At 56.5% G+C, this 21,079-nt stretch carries 16 protein-coding genes and 1 pseudogene; 11 read left to right on the forward strand and 6 right to left on the reverse strand.

What is annotated here, in order from left to right; translation table 11 throughout:
* Nucleotides 1-43: 43 nt before the first annotated feature.
* Entirely contained in the window at nucleotides 44-1,546 is a 1,503-nt protein-coding gene (gene malQ, locus J3350_RS06255; protein WP_207686064.1) for a 4-alpha-glucanotransferase, read from the reverse strand.
* A 75-nt stretch (nucleotides 1,547-1,621) separates the two neighbouring features.
* On the opposite strand from malQ, the gene J3350_RS06260 reads away from it, so the two are divergent.
* A complete protein-coding gene (locus J3350_RS06260; protein WP_242700172.1) occupies nucleotides 1,622-2,065 on the forward strand; it encodes a substrate-binding domain-containing protein in 444 nt (147 codons plus the stop codon).
* Between the two features lie 60 nt (nucleotides 2,066-2,125).
* On the opposite strand, the gene J3350_RS06265 is transcribed toward J3350_RS06260, so the two are convergent.
* Nucleotides 2,126-2,983, reverse strand: coding sequence for an AraC family transcriptional regulator (locus J3350_RS06265; protein ID WP_207686065.1), 858 nt, complete (start codon nucleotides 2,981-2,983; stop codon nucleotides 2,126-2,128).
* A gap of 129 nt (nucleotides 2,984-3,112) precedes the next feature.
* Between J3350_RS06265 and glgP the strand changes: the two genes are divergently transcribed.
* The 8 genes from glgP (at nucleotide 3,113) to J3350_RS06305 (ending at nucleotide 14,903) form a co-directional block, all read left to right on the forward strand.
* Nucleotides 3,113-5,374, forward strand: a complete 2,262-nt coding sequence (gene glgP / locus J3350_RS06270; RefSeq protein WP_207686066.1) for a glycogen/starch/alpha-glucan family phosphorylase — start codon at nucleotides 3,113-3,115, stop codon at nucleotides 5,372-5,374.
* 294 nt (nucleotides 5,375-5,668) lie between these two features.
* Complete coding sequence (locus J3350_RS06275) at nucleotides 5,669-6,733, forward strand: LacI family DNA-binding transcriptional regulator (RefSeq protein ID WP_207686067.1); 1,065 nt, start codon at nucleotides 5,669-5,671, stop codon at nucleotides 6,731-6,733.
* Between the two features lie 273 nt (nucleotides 6,734-7,006).
* Entirely contained in the window at nucleotides 7,007-8,686 is a 1,680-nt protein-coding gene (locus J3350_RS06280; RefSeq protein WP_207686068.1) for a substrate-binding domain-containing protein, read from the forward strand.
* A gap of 18 nt (nucleotides 8,687-8,704) precedes the next feature.
* Nucleotides 8,705-9,607, forward strand: a complete 903-nt coding sequence (locus tag J3350_RS06285; protein ID WP_097793518.1) for a sugar ABC transporter permease — start codon at nucleotides 8,705-8,707, stop codon at nucleotides 9,605-9,607.
* 16 nt (nucleotides 9,608-9,623) lie between these two features.
* A complete protein-coding gene (locus tag J3350_RS06290; protein WP_015564190.1) occupies nucleotides 9,624-10,499 on the forward strand; it encodes a carbohydrate ABC transporter permease in 876 nt (291 codons plus the stop codon).
* 96 nt (nucleotides 10,500-10,595) lie between these two features.
* Entirely contained in the window at nucleotides 10,596-12,557 is a 1,962-nt protein-coding gene (locus J3350_RS06295; RefSeq protein WP_207686069.1) for a TIM-barrel domain-containing protein, read from the forward strand.
* A gap of 12 nt (nucleotides 12,558-12,569) precedes the next feature.
* Nucleotides 12,570-14,228, forward strand: coding sequence for an alpha-glucosidase (locus J3350_RS06300; protein WP_207686070.1), 1,659 nt, complete (start codon nucleotides 12,570-12,572; stop codon nucleotides 14,226-14,228).
* Nucleotides 14,229-14,243: 15 nt separating this feature from the next.
* Nucleotides 14,244-14,903 (forward strand): YesL family protein, encoded by a 660-nt coding sequence (locus tag J3350_RS06305; RefSeq protein WP_117477021.1) that lies wholly within the window; start codon nucleotides 14,244-14,246, stop codon nucleotides 14,901-14,903.
* 436 nt (nucleotides 14,904-15,339) lie between these two features.
* Here J3350_RS06305 and J3350_RS06310 read toward each other — a convergent pair whose 3' ends face one another.
* On the reverse strand, nucleotides 15,340-15,978 hold the full coding sequence (locus J3350_RS06310; protein ID WP_097771470.1) for a YitT family protein: 639 nt from the start codon (nucleotides 15,976-15,978) through the stop codon (nucleotides 15,340-15,342).
* 199 nt (nucleotides 15,979-16,177) lie between these two features.
* On the opposite strand from J3350_RS06310, the pseudogene J3350_RS06315 reads away from it, so the two are divergent.
* A pseudogene (locus tag J3350_RS06315) lies at nucleotides 16,178-16,966 on the forward strand (PTS transporter subunit EIIC); the annotation flags it as partial.
* Nucleotides 16,967-16,984: 18 nt separating this feature from the next.
* A complete protein-coding gene (treC, locus tag J3350_RS06320; protein WP_207686071.1) occupies nucleotides 16,985-18,610 on the forward strand; it encodes an alpha,alpha-phosphotrehalase in 1,626 nt (541 codons plus the stop codon).
* A 583-nt stretch (nucleotides 18,611-19,193) separates the two neighbouring features.
* Here the strand turns inward: treC and J3350_RS06325 are convergent.
* Genes J3350_RS06325 through J3350_RS06335 form a run of 3 tightly spaced genes read right to left on the reverse strand, consistent with a single transcriptional unit; the run spans nucleotide 19,194 to nucleotide 20,639 of the window.
* Entirely contained in the window at nucleotides 19,194-20,024 is an 831-nt protein-coding gene (locus J3350_RS06325) for a hypothetical protein (RefSeq protein ID WP_207686072.1), read from the reverse strand.
* The gene (locus J3350_RS06330; protein WP_207686073.1) at nucleotides 20,006-20,329 is read right to left on the reverse strand and encodes a hypothetical protein; all 324 of its coding nucleotides are present in this window, start codon (nucleotides 20,327-20,329) and stop codon (nucleotides 20,006-20,008) included. The genes J3350_RS06325 and J3350_RS06330 overlap by 19 nt, the downstream gene beginning before the upstream one ends.
* A 28-nt stretch (nucleotides 20,330-20,357) precedes the next feature.
* Nucleotides 20,358-20,639 carry a hypothetical protein gene (locus J3350_RS06335; protein ID WP_207686074.1) on the reverse strand — a complete coding sequence of 94 codons (282 nt, stop codon included), beginning with the start codon at nucleotides 20,637-20,639 and terminating at the stop codon, nucleotides 20,358-20,360.
* Between the last annotated feature and the right edge of the window lie 440 nt (nucleotides 20,640-21,079).

A 21,079-nucleotide genomic window follows, 5' to 3' on the forward strand; every position in this document is an offset into this window, starting at 1 on the left:
ATGCTGGGCGCGTGATTTGTCGCCTGCCTGTTGGCTTTTCCCCTTACGCCCAGTTCATCCGGCCGTAGCGGGCGGTCAGCTGGCAGATCTCCTTTTGGAGCTTTTTGGTCAGCTGGGTCTTTTTCAGCCGCCAGCGCCAGTTCTGGCCCACGGTGGAGGGCTTGTTGATGCGGGCGGAGTTGTCCAGCCCCAGCCAGTCCTGCATGGGGATGATGCAGGTCGCTGCCGCACTGCGTAAGATCAGCGCGATCATGCTCTGATAGAGCTGCTCTTCCGGGGTGGCGTAGTCGTACAGATAATCCCGCACCATGGCGCGTTCGGTGTCGGTGACGGTCTGGTACCACGAGACCAGCGTCTCGTTGTCGTGGGTGCCGGTATAGGCCACGCTGTTCACCGGGTAGTTGCGGGGCAGGTAGTCGCTGGCACTGCCGGTATCGCGGGAGTCAAAGGCAAATTCCAGCACTTTCATGCCGGGGAAGCCGCTGTCCTGCACCAGCTGGCGCACGGTGTCGCTCATGTAGCCAAGATCCTCTGCAATGATCTCCCGCTTGCCCAGCGCCTGCTCCACGGCACGGAACAATTCGATGCCGGGGCCTTTCTCCCAGTGGCCCTCCACCGCAGTCTCGCTGCCGTAGGGGATGGAGAAATACTCATCGAACCCACGGAAGTGGTCGATGCGCACCACGTCGTACAGCTCGAAGCAGTACCACAGGCGGGTGATCCACCACTGATACCCGGTCGCGCGGTGGGCTTCCCAGCGGTAGAGCGGGTTGCCCCAGAGCTGGCCGGTGGGGGAGAAGCCATCCGGGGGAACGCCCGCCACGGCCGTGGGCAGGTTCTCTTTGTCCAGCTGGAAAAGACCGGGGTTGGCCCATGCGTCGGCCGAATCCAGCGCCGCATAGATGGGGATATCGCCGATGATCCGGATGCCCTTGCTGTTGGCATAGGCTTTCAGCCTGCGCCACTGCTCGTCGAACTTGAACTGGAGATACTTGTGATACTCCACCTCAAAGTACAGCTCCCGGCGGTAGTAGTCCATGGCGGGCTGCCAGCGCAGGCGGATATCCTCCGCCCACTCGATCCACGGCTTGCCCTCAAAGCGGTCTTTTACCGCCATGAACAGGGCAAAATCGTCCAGCCACCACTTGTTTTTCTCGCAGAACGCCGCAAACGCTTCGTTGTGGCCGATGTCGCTGCGGGAGTAGGCCAGCCGCAACAGACGGCCGCGCTCGGTGTACAGGCGGCTGTAGTTGATGTCGTCTGCCTTGCGGCCAAAGTTTGCCTTTTTGCATTCGGCGGCGGTCAGAACGCCTTCTTCCACCAGTGCGTCCAGACTGATGAAATACGGGTTGCCCGCAAAGGCGGAAAAGCTCTGGTAGGGGCTGTCGCCGTAGCTGGTCACCCCCAGCGGCAGGATCTTCCAGTAGGTCTGTCCGGCCTCCTTGAGCCAATCCACAAAATCGTATGCTTCCTGCGAGAAGCAGCCGATGCCGTAAGGGGACGGCAGACTGCTGATGGGCAGCAAAATGCCTGCACTTCTCTGCATCTTCGTGTACCTTCCTTTTACCTCTATGAACTGGGCCACCGCCGCATTGCGTATTTCGGGGTCAGCAACGCCCTGCTGTTCTCGGCAGAGCGCAAGCGGGGCTACCGGATGTCCCTGCTCAAACACGGCATCACCCCCCGCGAAGAGGACTGCGTGGAGGTCAACACGCTGAACGATGCCTACGAGGAACCGCTGAAGGCTCTGCTCACCGCGCCGGACCACCCCACCGCCATGCTGGTCAGCGATGACATTCTGGCCGTGGTGCTGGAGCAGTTCTGCGGCAAGCTGGGGCTGCGCGTCCCGAAAGACCTGTCCATCGTGTCCTTCAACAACTCGCTGTTCTCCCGCATCACCAGCCCGCAGCTGACCACCGTGGACGTCAACCCCTACCAGCTGGGCATGGAAGCCGCCAGCCAGACCATCAACCACATCGAGAACCCGAACCTTCTGGCAACCAAGATCATCGTGCCGCACAAGCTCATCCCGCGCGAGAGCTGCTGCCCGCCGCCAGAGGTCTGATGCGCAAAAACCGAGGCCGTTCCCTCTCTTTTCCAGAGAAGCGGAACGGCCTCGGTTTGCTTATTTTTTTCGGTATTCCCGCGGGGTCATGCCGAAGTGTGCCTTGAACGCCCGGTTGAAATAGGAGAGGTTTTCGAAGCCGCACCGGGAAGCGATGGTCAGGACGGTCTCGTCTGTGGTCTGCAGTGCCTCGGCGGCAGCGTTCAGCCGGTATTCGTTCAGAAAGGCGATAAAGCTCTGCCCGGTCATCTGCCGGAACCAGCGCATGAAATGGCTGGCGCTGAAGGAGCAGACCCCGGCGGCATCGGCGACCCGGAGCGCCTCGGCATAATGGGCCGAGAGCCATTGCAGAACGGCTTTCAGCCGCTGGGTGTCGGCTGTTTCTGCGGGGAGCTGCTGCTTCCCCTGCGCAATGAGCAGGGAGAGGAAGCGCAGCAGCGCCCCCTTGACCAGCAGCTCGTAGCCGGGGAGCTTGGCGCGGTTGGCTTCCTCCACCTCCCGCAGGCAGGCAGCAGCCGGAAGATAGCACAGGTCGTTCGGGGTCAGACGTGCCGGCAGTGACAAGCGCCCGCTTTGGAGCGGCAGCAGATACTTCTCGGCGCAGAGGTCCTCTGTGCCGCCCAGAAGCTCCAGCTCAAAGATGAGGTTTTCGTATTCCATGCACTGCCCCTCGCTCTGCCGCAAGGCGTGGAGGGTGCCGGGCGTAAAAATAAAGATATCCCCCTGGTAGGCCGGGCAGGACGCAGCGCCCACCTGCACCAGCCCCGCGCCCCGCTTGACGAAGACCAGCTCCATGCTCTCCTGCCAGTGGAGCGCCACCTGCGGGAAGTCTCCCGGAATGGTGCAGGGATACAGATTGAAGGGGAACCGCACGGCACCGTGCTGCTTGGTCTCCTGCAAAGAAGCCTGATTTTGCATCGTCTCACCTCCTGATGATAGGATTGTACCACAGTCTGCACCTTTTGAGCAAGATTTTGATTGTTTTATGTGGTATATCTTAAATCATAGATGTCAAATCTGTTTTCTGTATCAAAGGAGGATGCGTTTATGAGCTTTACCGAAACGTTACAGAGCCTCACCGGAAAGCTGCTGGCGGACTGCACAGATCAGGAGCTGTACCTGGCACTGCTGGAGCTTGTGCGGCAGAAGAGCGCCGACCGCGTGCAGCCGGTCACCGGACGCAAGCTGTACTATATCAGCGCCGAATTTCTCATCGGCAAGCTGTTGTCCAACAACCTCATCAATCTGGGTCTGTACGAGGAAGCCCGCGATGCACTGGCGGCAGCCGGAAAGCGCCTGTCGGACATTGAAGAGGTCGAGCCGGAACCCTCTCTGGGCAACGGCGGTCTGGGCCGTCTGGCGGCCTGCTTCCTGGATTCGCTCGCAACGCTGAATCTGCCCGGCGATGGCGTTGGCCTGCGGTATCACTTTGGCCTGTTCCATCAGTCCTTTGAGGACGGCGTCCAGAACGAAAAGCCCGACCCGTGGCTCACTGCCCACAGCTGGGCCGAAAAGACCGACATCACCTACCCGGTGGAGCTGGCGGGCAAGGCGTACACCGCCCGGCTGTACAAGCTGGCCGTCACCGGCTACGAGGGCCGCACCAACACCCTGAACCTGTTCGATTTGGACACCATCGACGAGAGCATCGTCCATGACGGCATCGCGTTCGACAAGACCGCCATCGACAAGAACCTGACCCTCTTCCTCTACCCGGACGATTCCGATGAGGCTGGCCGCCGTCTGCGGGTATACCAGCAGTATCTGATGGTCTCTGCTGGTGCCCAGCTCATTCTGGCTGAGTGTGCGGCCCGCGGCTGCAATTACCACGATCTGGCTGACTACGCCGCCATCCAGATCAACGACACCCACCCCAGCATGGTCATCCCGGAACTCATCCGGCTGCTGGGGGAGCGGGGCATCGAATTTGAGGAAGCCGTGGAGATCGTGACCAGGACCTGTGCCTACACCAACCACACCATTCTGGCCGAGGCGCTGGAAAAGTGGCCCCGCGCCTATCTGGATGCCGTGGTGCCGCAGCTCATGCCCATCATCGAAAAGCTGGACGCTCTGGCCCGCACCCGCACCAAGGACGAGAGCCTTGCCATCATCGACAAGGACGACCGGGTGCACATGGCCCACATGGACATCCACTTCACCCACTCCACCAACGGCGTGGCAGCGTTGCACACCGAGATCCTGAAAAACTCCGAGCTGCACGGCTTCTATGAGCTGTACCCGGAAAAGTTCAACAACAAGACCAACGGCATCACCTTCCGCCGCTGGCTGCTGGAGTGCGATCCGCGCCTGACCGCTACGCTGGAACAGCACATCGGCTCCGGTTTCCGCAAGGACGCCGCCGAGCTGGAAAAGCTGCTGGCCTTTGCCGACGACGAGACCGTGCTGGACGAACTGACCGCCGTGAAAAAGACCAACAAGGCGGCGCTGGCGGAGTGGCTGCTGCGCACCCAGAAGGTAACGGTGAACCCCGATGCCGTGTTCGATATCCAGTCCAAGCGCCTGCACGAGTATAAGCGCCAGCAGCTGAATCTGCTGTACCTCATCCATCAGTACCACGAGATCAAGGCAGGGCATCTGCCTGCCGTCCCGCTGGTGAGCATCTTTGGTGCCAAGGCAGCACCGGCCTATACCATCGCAAAGGACATCATCCACGCCCTGCTGACTCTGTCCAAGGTCATCGCCGCAGACCCGGAGGTGTCCCAGTGGCTGCAGGTGGTCTTTGTGGAGAACTACAACGTCACCGCTGCTGAAAAACTCATCCCGGCCTGCGACCTGTCCGAGCAGATCAGCCTTGCCTCCAAGGAGGCTTCCGGCACCGGCAACATGAAGTTCATGCTGAACGGTGCGCTGACCCTGGGCACCATGGACGGTGCCAACGTGGAGATCAGCCAGCAGGTCGGGGAAGAGAACATCTATATCTTCGGCCAGACCTCCGATCAGGTCATCCACCGCTATGCCGTCGGCGACTACGACCCGGCCCAGTGGGTGGAGGGCGATGCCAACATCCGCCGCGCCATCGAGTTCCTCACCGGGCCGGAGATGCTGGCTGCGGGTCACGCCGAAAACCTGACCTGCCTGCACGACGAACTGATCCACAAGGACTGGTTCCAGACCCTGCCGGACTTCAACGCATACGTCGTGCGCAAGGGGCAGGCCCTCAGCGACTACGCCTGCGACCCCATGGGCTGGCGGCGCAAGTGCCTGGTGAACATCGCCAAAGCGGGCCTGTTCTCCTCCGACCGCACCATTGCCGAGTACGATCGCGACATCTGGCATCTTGGCAAGTGATGGAACCGGCCTGCTCTGCGGTTTCGCAGGATCCTGCTTTTTGAAGAAAACGAAAGATGGGGCTGTTGCACAAGGATAGAAGCCAGTGCAGCAGCCCTTTTTCTTGCTTTCATCATCCTGCAAACAGATGATGAAGTACTACTGGGTATTCATATCAAAAAAGTCTTTATTTGAGTTCAGAATTCATTGAAGATCAAAGGATCATTCGGATTGCAATTACTGTATGAATATGATATGATTACGTTGAAAACCATTCGTGTTTCAACTGATCAAACAGGGAGCGTATGAACAGCCATGAAGCGTTTGCAGGATATTGCAGATCAAGTTGGTGTAAGCCGGACAACAGTGTCCAATGTGCTGCACGGCAACACCAAAAAGGTTTCCAAGGAAATGATCCGGAAAATTTCGGAAATTCTGAACCAGGAGGGCTATGTCCCGAATACATCTTCCCGTGAGCTGACCCGCAAAGGGTCCTGCATCATTGGACTGGTGCTGGGCTACAACTGTGTCCACGGCATCCCTTCTCTGCGCGATACCTTTGTGGCAGAACTTCTGTCTGGTGTAGAAGAGACAGCCCATCGAAACGGATATTATGTCATGCTGATCAATGGCCAGGACCAAAATACGGACCGGGTGGCAGAGATTGCCTCCCGATGGAATGTGGATGGTCTGGTCGTCCTGGGACTGGACGAAAAGAAATACAAGCAGCTGCGCAGGCAACTCAACAAATATATGGTCCTGATTGACACCTATCCCGAGGCGGAGTACCACTACGTCAACGTGGGGACGGATGATTTCGGCGGCGGCGCCATGATTGCAAAGTATCTGCTGGACAACGGGTACACCCAGGCCATCTTTGTCGCCGAGTGTGATACCGGCGCAGACCATTACCGCTGGAAAGGATTTCAGCATCAGATGCGCTCTGCCGGGATTGACTGCGGAGAAGAGCGCCATATTCTTCTCCCCGAGGATCTTTCTCTGCGCCGTGTCATGTACGGCCACTATTTGGATCGCTTTGTCCAGGCCGGGGCTGTGGCCCTGGCCTCTGACTATGATGCGGCGGAAGTGATGAATTATCTGCAGGACCACGGCATACAGGTGCCGGAGCAGGTCTCCGTCACCGGGTTTGACGACTGCATCTATGCAGAACTCATGCATCCCCCTCTGACGACCGTGCGTCAGAACGTCCCGGCCAAAGCAGAGGCCGCCGTGGAACTGCTGGTGCGTCTGATTCGGCAGGAACCGGTGGAGTGTAAAAATTACGTTCAGCCTGTTGAACTGATCCGCCGCAACTCGGTGTGCGAATCAACCCCCAACGCCGCGCCCTGGTCAAAAGATCTGCACAAAACCCACAAATAATTCTTGTGGTATTTATCAGTTTCGTAGGAAACGTTGCGCAAAACCCACAAATAATTTTTGTGGTATTTATCAGTTTCGTAGGAAACGTTACGCAAAACCCTTTTCAAATCCTCTTCGGTATTGTACAATGAGCTCGTCAAAAAGACACGCTGCGCAGCCTGTCAGAACGAGACATATACAAACTGGAAGAGGATTTGTTTTTTTGTATCCTGGATGGAGCAGACAAAAAACGAATTCCGGAAAATCTGACTGAACATCGTGGAGGATTTTATCATGAGAAAGATTTCGCGCAGATCATTTTTGAAGGCCGCTACCGTTGCCTGCGCACTCACCGCACTGACCGCCTGCGGAGGCGGCGATGAATCTGCCGCCGTTTCTGTGGCTAAGGACGAAAACGGAGCCTATGTGGACACCCTGACCATCACCCTGGGCCGTTTTGCGGAACCTTCTGCCGCTGCCCTGTTCCCGGAAGGACAGACTTTTGAAGACAACGCCTACACCCGTTACATTGAATCCAAGCTCAACGTGGATCTGGTGGACAGCTTTGAAGCAGGCGGTGACGCTTTCACCAACCAGCTGGCCACCTGCGTCGCATCGGGCGAACTGCCCGACATCATGACCGTCATCAGCTACGACACCTTTGTCGAGATGGTGAACAACGGCCTGACCTATGACATGACCGATGTGTACGAGGAGTACGCCTCTGACTACATCAAGAGCCTCTACGATTCCTACGACGGCCGCTGCCTGAGCATGGCAACCTTTGACGGCCGGCTGATGGGTATTCCCGGTACGAACCCCGACAACAGCGTCCCTGTCCTGTGCTGGATGCGCAAGGACTGGCTGGACAAGCTGGGCATCAACCCCGACCCCGACGGCGACCTGTGCATCACGCTGGATGACATCGCCGCTGTGGCCAAGGCCTTTGTGGACGCCAATGTAGGCGGCGGCAACAGCACCGTGGGCATGGCTTTTTCCGGCAATGATATCGGCGATGCCATGTGCATCGCCAACGCCATGGGCGGCTACATCGACCGATGGATCGAAAACCCCGACGGCACCATGAGCTGGTCCACCCTGGCGCCCGAAGTCAAAGCTGCCTGGGCCAAGATGAACGAGTGGTACGAGGAGGGCATCCTGGATCCCCAGTTCGGCACCCGCACCACCGATGACATCAACGCCATGATGATCAACAACGAGCTGGGCATTGTCTTTGGCGCATGGCATATCCCCGACTGGCGTCTGAGCAGCGTCAAGGCCCTGGTGCCGGAGGCAGAGTACATCGCCTATACGGTGGCCGATGACAATGGCATCGTCCACGCCTACCACGAAAACGCCGCCGAGCGGTTCCTGGTGGTCAGCAAGGACTGCAAGTATCCCCAGGTGGCAGTGGAAATTCTGAACATCCTCTATGACGATCTGGCCCGCGCCACCGCGGAAACCGCGCCGGAGGTCATCGCCTACATCAACGCCGGCGGACACAACGAGGGCCGTCCCTATTACATGGAAGTCCTGCCCGCCAACAATCCCTCCATTTACTACACCGAGCACATGGCTGTCATCAACGGCGAGATGACCCCTGAGGAAACCACCATTGCCGAGAACAGAGGCTCTTCCCAGGCCATTCTGGACTACCTGAAGGATCCCCAGAACGTCACTGAGGAAACCCTGGGCGGTTGGCACTTCTATGAGTCCCGCATCATCGGCCTGGGCGCATCCATCGATGCGCTGGAAAAGAACGGCAACGCCGAATGGATCACCCCCAAGTATCCCCCCACCACCCCCACCAGCGAGCAGAAAAAGGCAACCCTGGACAAGACCGAGCTGGAGGCCTATGTGGCAATCGTGACCGGCGCACAGCCCATCGATTATTTCGATACCTTTGTCAGCGAATGGAAGCGTCTGGGCGGCGACGCAATCGCCCAGGAAGTCCAGGAATACTTTGCACAGTAACAAAGGGGGTGGAAACGGATGAAAAATCAGGTCAAAAAGAGCCACGCAAACCAGGCCTATCAACTGTATTACCACGGCATGATGCTCCCTGGTTTCATCTTCCTGATTCTGTTCAACTTTGTTCCGATGTTCGGCGCCATCATGGCCTTTCAGGACTACAGACCCGCCAAAGGGTTTTTCGGTTCTGACTTTGTGGGCCTCAAACATTTCAAATACCTGTTCGAAATGCCAGACAGCTTTGAGCTGTTCCGCAACACCCTGATCATCGCCCTGGGCAAAATCGTCTTGACCACCATCATGTCCATCGCCTTTGCGATTCTGCTCAATGAGGTCAAGAACAGGACCCTGAAAAAGTCGGTTCAGACGGTGGTTTACCTGCCTCACTTCCTGTCCTGGGTTGTGCTGGCTCTGGTCGTCAAGAATCTGTTCAACCTGGACGGCTCCGTCAACGCAATGCTGGGCACCTCGCTGAACTGGCTGGGCAGCAACTCCCTGTTCCAGCCCCTGCTGATCCTGACCGACACCTGGAAAGAGTTCGGTTATGGCTCCATCGTCTATCTGGCAGCCATCACTTCCATCGACTCGACCCTTTACGAGGCTGCTTCCATCGATGGCGCCACCTGGTGGAAAAAGGTCTGGCATGTCACCCTGCCCGGCATCCGCACCACCATCGTCCTGATGGCCGTCATGAATTTGGGCAACATCCTGAACGCCGGTTTCGACCAGGTCTATAACCTGTACAGCGCATCGGTCTATGCCACCGGTGATATTCTGGACACCTATGTGTACCGCGTCGGCCTGCAGGGCCTGCAGTACAGCTTCGGTACCGCCGTGGGCCTTTTGAAGTCCGTGATCGCCTTTGTTCTGATGATCGGCGCCAACAAGCTGGCTCAGAAGTACACCGACAGCAAAATTTTCTAAGGAGGTCCGTCTGGCAATGAAAGTTGATAAACTCCGCACTGTCATCATCTACATCATTATTATTCTGCTGGGCCTAGTCTGTCTGCTGCCGCTGCTGAACATTGTTGCCATCTCCTTCTCCTCCTCTGCAGCAGTGGAAGGCAACATGGTAGGGCTGATCCCGGTGGGATTCAGCACCGCAGCCTATAAGAAGATCCTGGAGGACTCCCAGTTCTGGCACTCCTTCCTGATCTCGGTGGAGCGGGTTGTGCTGGCCCTGATCATCAACTTTGTGCTGATCGTACTGATGGCTTATCCCCTCTCCAAAACTAACGCACAGTTCCGGGGCCGCAACATCTATGCAAACCTGATGATTTTTGCCATGCTTTTCAACGGCGGCATGATCCCCACCTTCCTGGTTGTCAAATCCTACGGCCTGCTCAATACCGTCTGGGCCCTGGTTTTGCCGGGAGCCGTGCCCATCTTCAATGTCATCCTGGTGATGAACTTCTTTGCTGCTGTTCCCAAAGAGCTTGAGGAAGCCGCCTTCATTGACGGCGCCAACCCGTTCCAGGTTCTGACCAAGATCTTCATCCCCATTTCCAAGCCGGTTCTGGCCACCGTATCCCTGTTCAGCATTGTGGGCAGCTGGAACGACTTCTACAGCGGCCTGATCTACATGTCCAAAGCCGCCTATTATCCCCTGATGACCTATATCCAGAGTCTGCAGATCAACGTGGAAGATCTGATCAAGCAGGGCAATCTGTCTGCCGTGGTGGATTCTGCCTCCCTGGGCAACACCAACCTCAATGCAGCCAAGATCGTTATTGCAGTTATCCCGCTGCTGCTGATCTATCCCCTGCTGCAGCGGTACTTCGTTTCCGGCATTGTGGTGGGCTCGGTTAAGGGCTAAGTTAAGGGCTAATTTATATTCTTTCAGAGCGCTCCGGAGACGGGGCGCTCTATCTGACAAAACAACCATTCAATCGCTTTTATTTGGGAGAACGGTATGATTCAAAAGTATCTCTATGGTGTCCCCTTTGACACCGAATCGGTGGTCGCACCAATCCCTGCAAGCCAAGGCGAACCCCCTGTGGGAACGGTCAAAACCAGCGAGTCCGGCTTCTGCTTTGCCTGCCCCCTGGCGGAGGGCGACCGGGTCTACGGCCTGGGCGAAGCCAACCGCGGCATCAACAAGCGGGGCTTTGTCTACGTCAGCGACAATGTGGACGACGGCCTCCACACCGAAAACAAGCAGCGAATGTACGCCGCCCACAACTTCATCGTGATATCGGGCCAGCAGAATCTGGGGCTGTTCTTCGACTATCCCGCCCGGATTCGGTTTGACATCGGCTTCACCCGCAGGGATTGGCTGGAAGTCACCTGTGAGCGGGCCGACCTGGCCCTTTACGTCATCACCGGCGACAGCGCCTGCGATGTGGTCAAGCAGTTCCGGGCCATCATCGGCCGCAGCTACATCCCGCCCAAATTTGCCTTTGGCTTTGGCCAGAGCCGCTACGGCTACAAGACCCAGGCCGACTTTGAAGAGGTGGTTGCCAAACACCGCCAGGCCCACATTCCCCTGGACATGGTGTACATGGACATCGACTACATGGACCACTACAAGGACTTCACCGTCAACCCGGAGAATTTCCCCGATTTTTCCGGCTTTGTATCCAAGATGAAAGAGCAGGGCGTCCGGCTGGTGCCCATCGTCGACGCCGGCGTCAAGGAGGAAGCAGGCTATTCGCTCTGCGACGAGGGCAAGGAAAAGGGCTACTTCTGCAAGCGGGCCGACGGAACCGATTTTGAGGGAACCGTCTGGCCGGGGTGGAGCCACTTCCCCGACGTGCTGAACCCCGAGGCGCGGGCCTGGTTCGGCAGCCAGTACAAGGCTCTGACCGACTGCGGCATCGAGGGCTTCTGGAACGACATGAACGAGCCCGCCATCTTCTACTCCCGGGAGGGGCTGGCCGAGCGGCTGGATCATCCGCCGGTTCCCCATGAAGACGGCACCATCGATCATTTTGGCCAGGCCATCGGCTGGCTCAATCTGTCCAATGCGCCGGAAGACTACGCCCGCTTTTATCACAAGGTGGACGGCAAAATGGTCCGCCACGACCAGGTCCACAACCTCTACGGCTACAACATGACCCGGGCCGCCTCGGAGGGGCTGGCCAGCATTGCCCCGGGCAAACGGTTTCTGCTGTTCTCCCGGTCTTCCTGCATCGGGATGCACCGGTACGGCGGCGTCTGGACCGGCGACAACCACTCCTGGTGGAGCCACCTGCTGCTGAACCTCAAGATGCTGCCCTCCCTCAATATGTGCGGTTTCCTGTATGTGGGAGCCGACCTGGGTGGCTTCAACGCCGACACCAGCCGGGATCTGCTGCTGCGGTGGCTGGCGCTGGGGGTGTTCACCCCCCTGATGCGCAACCACTCGGGCTGCGACACCCGCCGGCAGGAGTTCTACCAGTTTGAGGGCCCAGAGGACTTCCGTAGCGTCATTGAGACCCGCTACCGGCTGATCCCCTACCTCTACAGCGAATACATGAAGGCAGCGCTGAACGGCGATATGCTGTTCAAGCCCCTGGCCTTCGTCTACCCCGAAGACGAGATCGCCCTTCAGACCGAGGACCAGCTGATGCTGGGCAATGAGGTGATGATTGCCCCGGTCTACACCCAGAACGCCACCGGACGGATGGTGTATCTGCCCGAGGAGATGCTGTTTGTCAAGTTCGGCCCCGATGGCCGCATCACACAGGAAGTCCTCCCCGCCGGCACCCACTTTGTGAAGGTGGCCCTCAACGAGGTGCCCCTGTTCATCCGCAAAGGCGCCTGCATCCCGGTGGCGGCCCCTGCCCAGACGGTGGCCGGCATCGACCCCGCCACCATCCGGATGATCGGCTGGCCCGGAGCCAGCTATGACCGCTACGACGACGACGGGGTCACAATCCCCGCAGAAGAATAAGGAGGCATTGCCATGGACCGCAAATGGTGGAAAGAAAGCATCGTATACCAAATCTACCCCAGCAGCTTCCAGGACTCGGACGGGGACGGCATCGGGGACCTGAACGGCATCCGTTCCCGGCTGGATTACCTGAAGGATCTGGGGGTCAATGTGCTGTGGCTGTGCCCCGTCATGGACTCCCCCATGGATGACAACGGCTACGACATCTCCAACTACCAGGCCATCAACCCCCGGTTTGGCACCATGGAGGACTTCGACGCCCTGCTGGCCGAGGCCCATCAGCGGGGCATCCGCATTGTGATGGACCTGGTGGTCAACCACAGCTCGGACGAGCACCCCTGGTTCATCGAGAGCCGCAAGTCGGTGGATAACCCCTACCGAGACTACTATATCTGGAAGCCGGGCAAAGACGGCCACGAGCCCAACAACTGGGGCGCCAGCTTCGGCGGCTCGGCCTGGAAATACGACCCCCAGACCGATATGTATTACCTGCACCTGTTCTCCCCCAAGCAGCCCGACCTGAACTGGGAGAACCCCAAAGTCCGGGACGAAGTGTTCAACATGATGACCTGGTGGTTTGACAAGGGCATCGACGGGTTCCGGATGGACGTCATCAGTATGATTTCCAAGGACCAGCGCTTTCCGGATGGCGAGAAACACGGACTGTATGGCAATGGCGGTCCCTACTATGTCAATGGGCCCCGCATCCATGAATTTTTGCAGGAGATGAACCGGCGGGTCCTCTCGAAATACGACATTATGACGGTGGGCGAGACCCCCGGTGCCACGGTGGAAAACGCCCCCCAGTATGCGGGGCTGGACGGCAAGGAGCTGAACATGGTCTTCCAATTTGATCACGTCGGCATTGGGGACGGACCCCTGGGCAAGTGGACCACCCAGCGCTACGATTTTATGCAGCTCAAGAAAATTCTCAGTCACTGGCAGACCGGCCTGGACGGCAAAGCCTGGAATAGCCTGTTCTGGGACAACCACGATCAGCCCCGGGCTGCATCCCGCTGGGGCGATGACTCGCCCCTCTCCGCCAAGATGCTGGCCACCTGCCTGCTGAGCCTGCAGGGTACTCCCTACATCTATGAGGGCGATGAACTGGGGATGACCAACGCCTATTTCAAAGATCTCAGCCAGTACCGGGATATCGAAAGTCTCAACGCCTTCAAGGAGCTGACCGGCGCAGGCTTGATTTCTGCAGACGAAATGATGGAGTGCCTGGCCCTCCGCAGCCGGGACAACGCCCGCACCCCGGTCCAGTGGGACGACTCCCCGAACGCCGGTTTTACCACCGGTACCCCCTGGATTGAGGTCAACCCCAACTATACCGCCATCAACGCCGCCGCCGAGGAAAAAGACCCGGACTCGGTGCTCAACTACTACAAGCAGATGATCACCCTGCGCAAGAGCCATTTGGGGCTGATTTACGGCTCCTTCCAGCATCTGGCCGAGGAGAACCCCCAGGTTTTTGCCTACCGGCGTACCCTGGCCGAGACCGGCGAGAACTACCTGATCGCTTGCAACTTCTCAGACCAGGACGCGGCCTTCACAATTCCCGCTGATTTTGCGAGAGCCCGGCGCCTGATCGGCAATTATCCTGACACCGCTCCCACCGGCGCTGTGACCCTGCGCCCCTATGAGGCCTTTGTGCTCCAGAAGTAAACCAGGTGATACCCTATGAATGACTTTTTCGACCTGGATGCCCCTCTGTTCCGTTTCTTAACCCGGGTTGCGGATATGGTGATTCTCAGCCTGCTGTGGCTCATAGGAAGCCTGCCGCTGTTTACCTTGGGCATTTCCAGCACAGCCCTCTATTATGCAGTGAACAAGTCCCTAATTGAGGACCGGGGAACGGTCAGCGAGGAATTTTTCCGGGCCTACCGCCGGAGCTTCCGACAGGCAACTTTGAGCTTTCTTGCTCTGGCAGTGCCGGAGAGCATTCTGCTGGCTGACTGCTTTATGACCCATTACCTCAAGGGGCAACAGGCAGCGACGGGTAATCTCTGGATCATTTTTACGGTGCTGAGTACCTGTGGGCTGGCCTGGATGATCTACAACGCAGCCTATGCGGCAAGATTCGACGACCCGGTCAAAAAGACGGTGTTGCAGTCCGGTGCCATGGCATTGCTCCATTTTGACAAAAGTCTGCTGCTTTTGGTGGTGCTGGCTGCGTTCGGCCTGCTGACAGCATTCTGCCCGCCGCTGATCCTTCTGGCACCTGCCGGATATGCGCTGTTTGCCCGGTGGGTCCTTGAGAAAAAGGTGTTCTATCAATATCTTCCCGATCTAGACGATGGCATAGACAAGGAGAATAAAGACTGTTCCCATCAGGATTGACCTTTCCTCCAATTTGACCATTCTTTTCTAGAAACCATCGAAAGAATCTGTCTGGGCTTGGGAATCACCTTAAAAGACTTCTTTGATTCCTCATACTTGTAGTAAAAAGCCGCTCACCATGCTGGAAACCTGCACGGTGAGCGGCTTTCATACTGCTTCTATTTTATCCTTGGGCCATCTCCAGATAAATGTTAAGCTGCATCTGTCTGGCAATCCTATTCGTGATCCTTGGAATCGGCATCAACCTTTGACAGTGCATTTCTCACATCCCTATTTACTTCTTCCAAAGCCTGTCTGATGGGTTTGTTATGGCTCCCCATCGCCGCAGCAGTCCACAGGCGGTTTTGAAAGATAAATCTCCTTCATTTTCATTTTCTGCTTAACGGCAGCAATAAAAAAGACCCCCGCAGCGTATGATTTGACGCCGCGGGGTTTCTCAATTGTTCGGTTTGTATTGCAGCACCTTCTGGGAGAACGTCCGATCGAAGAACTGGATGAAGGGCCCAAGGCAGAACGCACAGATCAAGGTGCCAAGGCCCACAAGGCCACCCAGCAGCCAGCACAGCAGGGCGCTGAGCGCATCGGTGAAGATGCGGCACCCGAAGTACGGGCAGGGTGTGTAGTCCCGCAGACCGAGGGAAAGGTAATCGTATGGCGCGATGCCGAGGTCGGCGGTCTGGTAGAGCGAAGCGCCCAGCGCCGTGACCAGCACCGCCGCGATGACCCACGCCAACTGCACCGCCAGCGACGGCGCGTCGCCGAAGTGGGCGTGAATGGGGTCATAGAACGCCGTGACGATGTACCCGATGCAGATGCCGTTGACGAAGGTGCCAAGGCCGATGTACTTGCGCCCGAACCAGAATTCCAGCAGGAAAAACAGGATGTTCGTGCACAGGTTCTGGGTGCCCAGCGAGATGCCGAGCAGCTCCGCCAGCCGCATGTTCAGGGCGCTGATGGAGTCGTTGCCGAGGTGGGACTGCTTGAAAAGCGCAATGCCAAGGGCGATGATGACGATGCCCGCCACCATGCCCACCACCCGCCGGGCAGTCGGTTTGCGCAATGCGGTGCCGTTCATAGGGGATTCTCCTTTAGCGTTTCTTTTCCCCTATTATACGCCTACTTTGGACGGGAGACAAACTATTTATGGAAAGATACAACGATATACGGGGGATCCGCCTTACCCCTTTAATCTCACCTCAATCCGTTCTTTCTCCAGCCCCTCCCCGATCACGATGAGCACTTCCTGCCCCTTGGGGATAGCGTTTGCTGTCAGGCCGTCGGCGGTGGCGGACATCCCGAAATGGGATTTTGGCTTCTTCACCATCAACATGATTGGCTATCAGGCGCAGGTCATTCCCGCCATGCTGGCCGCGTTCACGCTGGTCTATCTAGAAAAATTCTTCCGCAAGATCTGCCCGCCGGTCATCTCGATGATCGTTGTGCCCTTCTGCTCGCTGGTGCTGTCCGTCATCATCGCCCACACTGTCCTTGGCCCCATCGGCTGGAAGATCGGCACCTTCATTTCTGACATCGTCTACGCCGGCATTTCCGGCTCCTTCCGCGTGGTCTTTGGCGCAATCTTCGGTTTTGTTTATGCCCCGCTGGTCATCACCGGCCTGCATCACATGTCCAACGCCATCGATATGCAGCTGATCGCCGACTTCGGCGGTACGATGCTGTGGCCCATGATCGCGCTGTCCAACATTGCACAGGGCTCCGCCGTCCTCGGTATGATCTATCTGCAGCGCAAGAATGCTGCCGCACAGGAAGTCAACGTTCCCTCCTGCATCTCCTGCTACCTCGGCGTTACCGAGCCTGCCATGTTCGGTGTCAACCTGAAATTCCACTTCCCGTTTATCTGCGGCATGATTGGATCTGCCATCGCAGCGGTCGTCTGTGTGGCAACTTCCACCACGGCCAACGCCATCGCTGTCGGCGGCATCCCTGGTATTTTGTCGATCCAGCCCGCCTATATGCTCAGCTTTGCGCTGTGCATGGCCATTGCCATCGTCGTCCCCTTTGTGCTGACCGTCATCGTCGGCAAGAAAAAAGGCGTTGCCTGATTTTGTGAGGTGTGTACCATGAATGATTTTAAAGATAAAGTTGTCTACCAAATTTACCCGAAATCCTTCATGGACTCGAACGGTGACGGCTTCGGCGATTTGAAGGGCGTCACCGCGAAACTGGACTACCTCGCCGACCTGGGCGTTGACTATCTCTGGCTGACGCCGTTCTTCCCCTCGCCCCAGCGCGACAACGGCTATGATGTGGCCGACTACCGTGCCGTTGACCCGCGCTACGGCACGATGGAGGATCTGGAGGAGCTTATCCGCGAGGCGGACAGGCGCGGCATCGGCCTGATGCTGGACATGGTGTTCAACCACACCTCCACCGAGCATGAGTGGTTCAAAAAAGCACTGGCGGGCGACAAAAAGTACCAGGACTATTACATCTTCAAGGACGGCACGCCCGACTGCTACCCGACGAACTGGGTGTCGAAATTCGGCGGCCCTGCATGGGAATATGTACCATGGCTCGGCAAGTGGTATCTGCACCTGTACGATGTTATGCAAGCCGACCTGAACTGGGAGAACCCCGCCGTGCGGGAGGAAATGGCCGACATCCTGCGCTTCTGGAAGGCGAAAGGCATCAAGGGTTTCCGTTTTGACGTCATCAATGTCATCTCCAAGCCGGAATTTTATGAGGACGACTACGAGGGCGACGGCCGCCGCTTCTACACCGATGGCCGCAACGTCCACAAGTACCTGAAGGAGCTGGTCGCCGCGGGCGGCATCGACGGCATGATCACGGTGGGGGAGATGTCCTCCACCACGCTGGAAAACTGCATCGGCTACACCGCTGAGGGCAACCACGAGCTGACGATGTGCTTCAATTTCCACCACCTGAAGGTCGACTACAAGGACGGGCAAAAGTGGGAATTGAGGGAGCCTGATTACCTCGCCATGAAGAAACTGTTCCAGACCTGGCAGGAGGGGATGCAGGCCCACGGCGGCTGGAATGCGCTGTTCTGGTGCAACCACGACCAGCCCCGTGTGGTCAGCCGCTTTGGCAGCGACACGACCTACTGGAAGGAAAGCGCCGAGATGCTGGCGGTGGCCATCCACTTTATGCGCGGCACACCGTACATTTATCAGGGTGAGGAGCTGGGCATGACGAACCCGCACTTCACGAAAATCGAGCAGTGCCGCGACGTCGAGAGCCTCAACTACTACAGGATCCTGCGAGAGCAGGACAAGACCGAGGCCGAGACGCTGGACATTATCGCCCAGCGCAGCCGCGACGACAGCCGCACCCCGATGCAGTGGGACGCGAGCGAGAACGCCGGGTTTACCACCGGTACGCCGTGGATCGGCATTGCCGACAACTACAAGGCCATCAACGCTACTGCCCAAATGGACGCCCCGGATTCCATCCGCAGCTTTTACAAAACGCTGGTGGCCCTGCGCAAGAAAATGCCGGTCATCAGTGCGGGAAAAATCGAGTTCTTGTACCCCGACAACGCGGATTTGTTAGCCTATCGCCGGTACGACGGCGAGACGGAGCTGCTGGTTCTCTGCAACCTGCGGGAGCGGGAAATTGCCAAGCCCCTGCCCGTAGGCTGGACCGATGCCGAGAAACTGCTGGGTAACTACCCCGACACCGCCGACACGCTGCGCCCCTATGAGTGCGTAGTGCTGAAAAAGTGAAGGCTGCCGTATTATCTTTTCGCTATTGGGAGTTGATCGTATCCTTTGCGATCGTAACCTCATAGTGAGCAAGACAAAAGCACTTTCCCTTATTTGCAATGCAAATATAAGGGAAAGTGCTTTTTTGTAAGGGCAAAATTCCGCGTTTATGGGGCTTCATTAGCTGGGAACCTGATTTTATTAGCTGAAACCGAAAATTCTGCTAATGGAATTCGCTGGCTGATTTTGGTGATCGGTTCAAAATGAAAAATGCGAAGATCGTCTTTTCCATGGGAAAAATGACCTTCGCATTTCGTAACAGGATGTCCCTACCCGGATTCGAACCGGGGGCGTTTCGCTTAGGAGTAGACCGTGCATCTGTAAACCCATTACAAAATAGGGTAATATATTCTACGCTATATCAACGAATTTTTTTGTTGTGATGTCAACGTATGTAAATGGATTCGAACCTTTTTTATTCCGTGTAAACAGATGTTTATTAGCTGGAAATTAGCTGAGCTAATGAAAAGTGGCCGCTCTATTGTACAACGCTCACCTTTCATTAGCTGGGAGGTGTGCGGTTGACCCTACACCTATGGTTCAATCAAAACAACTTTTTCTTCTGTGCCAGCAGCACGGTCAGCACACGCTCTTTCAGCAGATAACGGAACTGCTTTGGATAGTAGTCGAGGTAGGCATCCAGAAGCGGCTCAATGTCACTTCTTGCAAAATCAACCTCCAACTGCTTTCCGTAAAGGCTTTGTGCTGTATGGACTGTCCGGGTAAAAGAGGACTTGAATGGTAAGCACTGTGCTTTAGAAAGGAACGCCCGTGTTTCAATATCAGGGCGATACAGATTGAAATCCAGCAGGAACGAAGCCCCACAATCAAAAATGGGGCAGGGCTTACAGCCGAAATCTGTGTGTAAAAGGGCAATGTTGTTCAAATGCCGGTCTTGATTCAGAAACAGGGCATCCAGTTCCAGCAGCGTGGTGAAGTATGAACCAAAACCGGAAAAGCCGGTAGCAGCTTCCACGGAATCGACCAGAAAAACAATACGGTCTTTTAGACTGTTGCGATCATTGAACTCCTGAATATACCCACGACCAAGGCTGTTCCGCAAAATAGTGTTGGCGGTGATCAGGCTTTCGTTGCCTGCCTTGAAGTTCTCACTTACCGAAAGCACCTGCGGCAGGCCATGCACGTTGGCGGTATCGACCCAATAATGAGCAACCGAAATCCCCGGAAGAGCGGCTGCATTGGTGAAACGGCGCAGCACTTCGCTGGCCATTGCTTCCGCAAGGGCTTCAAAATGACCAGTGTCCACCTTATACCAGAGATTCTTCTCTACATCGAACCACTTCTCCTGATTGCCCAGCGAAGTGCTGGTCACAACGCGGTCATTGGTATGTAAAATCAAATGATCTTGAGCCATTTGTGATCCTCCGCCATCCGTCCCTGCGTCTTTTCCACCAGCTGCACCGGGTCATATTCCGGTACGCCAACTGCATCAAGGTAGTAGCCAAGGCCGCAGCGAGTTTTCGGAATGCAGCGGCTTGCCAGAAATTCCAGAAAATCGTCCCAAGTGGGTTCCGTGTTGACCCCAAAGGCAGTGTCCAGAATGGAATCCACCTTGTTTTCCACACGAACCTGCTTTGTGGTGAAATCTGCGTCAATGATACTGCAAAGGGTATCTTTGTCGTAATACTGGTATTCCCGCAGCGTATGCGCCTGTTTCATGCTGACCACTCCTTTCTGTAAAAGTGTATCATGTCAGGAGCCGATGTGCAAGACGCGAAAAATGTAAAACAGCGGCAGTTTTCCAAATCGGAAAGCTATCGCTGTTTATGTATAGAGGATTATAAGTTCTTTGCAAGATTTTTGATGAGTTCGGCCATAGAGGGGTTAGCCAGCAATTTGGTAAGTGCTGCTGCCGCGTCGGCATCGACCGCACTGTTTTCAGGGATGGACTGCGCTGTTTGATGGGGTATTTCAGGCTCTGTGTCATGATGCTGGTACCGTCCATCGTGACGGTCAGAACTTCTTTCATTGGTAAACCCTCCTTTGATGGATTCGGGAAGTTCAGCCCGAAAACAAAAAAGCGTGTTCCTCTTTCTGTTCCGAGAGAACAGCGAGTGAACGCGCTATGTATGGAGAAAAGTGTTTTACACGGTTTTGGGCAGGAATGTGGAAAATAGATTTACACAAATTACCGTGTATTTACATGGATTTACAGAAAAGCGACTACCAATTTTAGCAGAGAGCCGGAAATAGAGTCCCAAAGGTGTTTTAGGGGCTTCATTAGCTGGAAGCCTGATTTTATTAGCTGGAACCGAAAATTCTGCGAATGGCATTCACCGGCTGATTTTGGTGATCGGTTCAAAATGAAAAATGCGAAGATCGTCTTTTCCATGGGAAAAATGACCTTCGCATTTCGTAACAGGATGTCCCTACCCGGATTCGAACCGGGGGCGTTTCGCTTAGGAGTAG

It is taken from the genome of Faecalibacterium sp. Marseille-Q3530, from assembly GCF_017377625.1.
GTDB lineage: Bacteria > Bacillota > Clostridia > Oscillospirales > Ruminococcaceae > Faecalibacterium > Faecalibacterium prausnitzii_E.

What these genes read in the sequence shown, in the direction of transcription:
- malQ (WP_207686064.1), bottom strand. Translation starts at nt 1,546, where the DNA reads ATGCAGAGAAGTGCAGGCATTTTGCTGCCCATCAGCAGTCTGCCGTCC.
- J3350_RS06265 (WP_207686065.1), bottom strand. Translation starts at nt 2,983, where the DNA reads ATGCAAAATCAGGCTTCTTTGCAGGAGACCAAGCAGCACGGTGCCGTG.
- glgP (WP_207686066.1), top strand. Translation starts at nt 3,113, where the DNA reads ATGAGCTTTACCGAAACGTTACAGAGCCTCACCGGAAAGCTGCTGGCG.
- J3350_RS06275 (WP_207686067.1), top strand. Translation starts at nt 5,669, where the DNA reads ATGAAGCGTTTGCAGGATATTGCAGATCAAGTTGGTGTAAGCCGGACA.
- J3350_RS06280 (WP_207686068.1), top strand. Translation starts at nt 7,007, where the DNA reads ATGAGAAAGATTTCGCGCAGATCATTTTTGAAGGCCGCTACCGTTGCC.
- J3350_RS06285 (WP_097793518.1), top strand. Translation starts at nt 8,705, where the DNA reads ATGAAAAATCAGGTCAAAAAGAGCCACGCAAACCAGGCCTATCAACTG.
- J3350_RS06290 (WP_015564190.1), top strand. Translation starts at nt 9,624, where the DNA reads ATGAAAGTTGATAAACTCCGCACTGTCATCATCTACATCATTATTATT.
- J3350_RS06295 (WP_207686069.1), top strand. Translation starts at nt 10,596, where the DNA reads ATGATTCAAAAGTATCTCTATGGTGTCCCCTTTGACACCGAATCGGTG.
- J3350_RS06300 (WP_207686070.1), top strand. Translation starts at nt 12,570, where the DNA reads ATGGACCGCAAATGGTGGAAAGAAAGCATCGTATACCAAATCTACCCC.
- J3350_RS06305 (WP_117477021.1), top strand. Translation starts at nt 14,244, where the DNA reads ATGAATGACTTTTTCGACCTGGATGCCCCTCTGTTCCGTTTCTTAACC.
- J3350_RS06310 (WP_097771470.1), bottom strand. Translation starts at nt 15,978, where the DNA reads ATGAACGGCACCGCATTGCGCAAACCGACTGCCCGGCGGGTGGTGGGC.
- treC (WP_207686071.1), top strand. Translation starts at nt 16,985, where the DNA reads ATGAATGATTTTAAAGATAAAGTTGTCTACCAAATTTACCCGAAATCC.
- J3350_RS06325 (WP_207686072.1), bottom strand. Translation starts at nt 20,024, where the DNA reads ATGGCTCAAGATCATTTGATTTTACATACCAATGACCGCGTTGTGACC.
- J3350_RS06330 (WP_207686073.1), bottom strand. Translation starts at nt 20,329, where the DNA reads ATGAAACAGGCGCATACGCTGCGGGAATACCAGTATTACGACAAAGAT.
- J3350_RS06335 (WP_207686074.1), bottom strand. Translation starts at nt 20,639, where the DNA reads ATGAAAGAAGTTCTGACCGTCACGATGGACGGTACCAGCATCATGACA.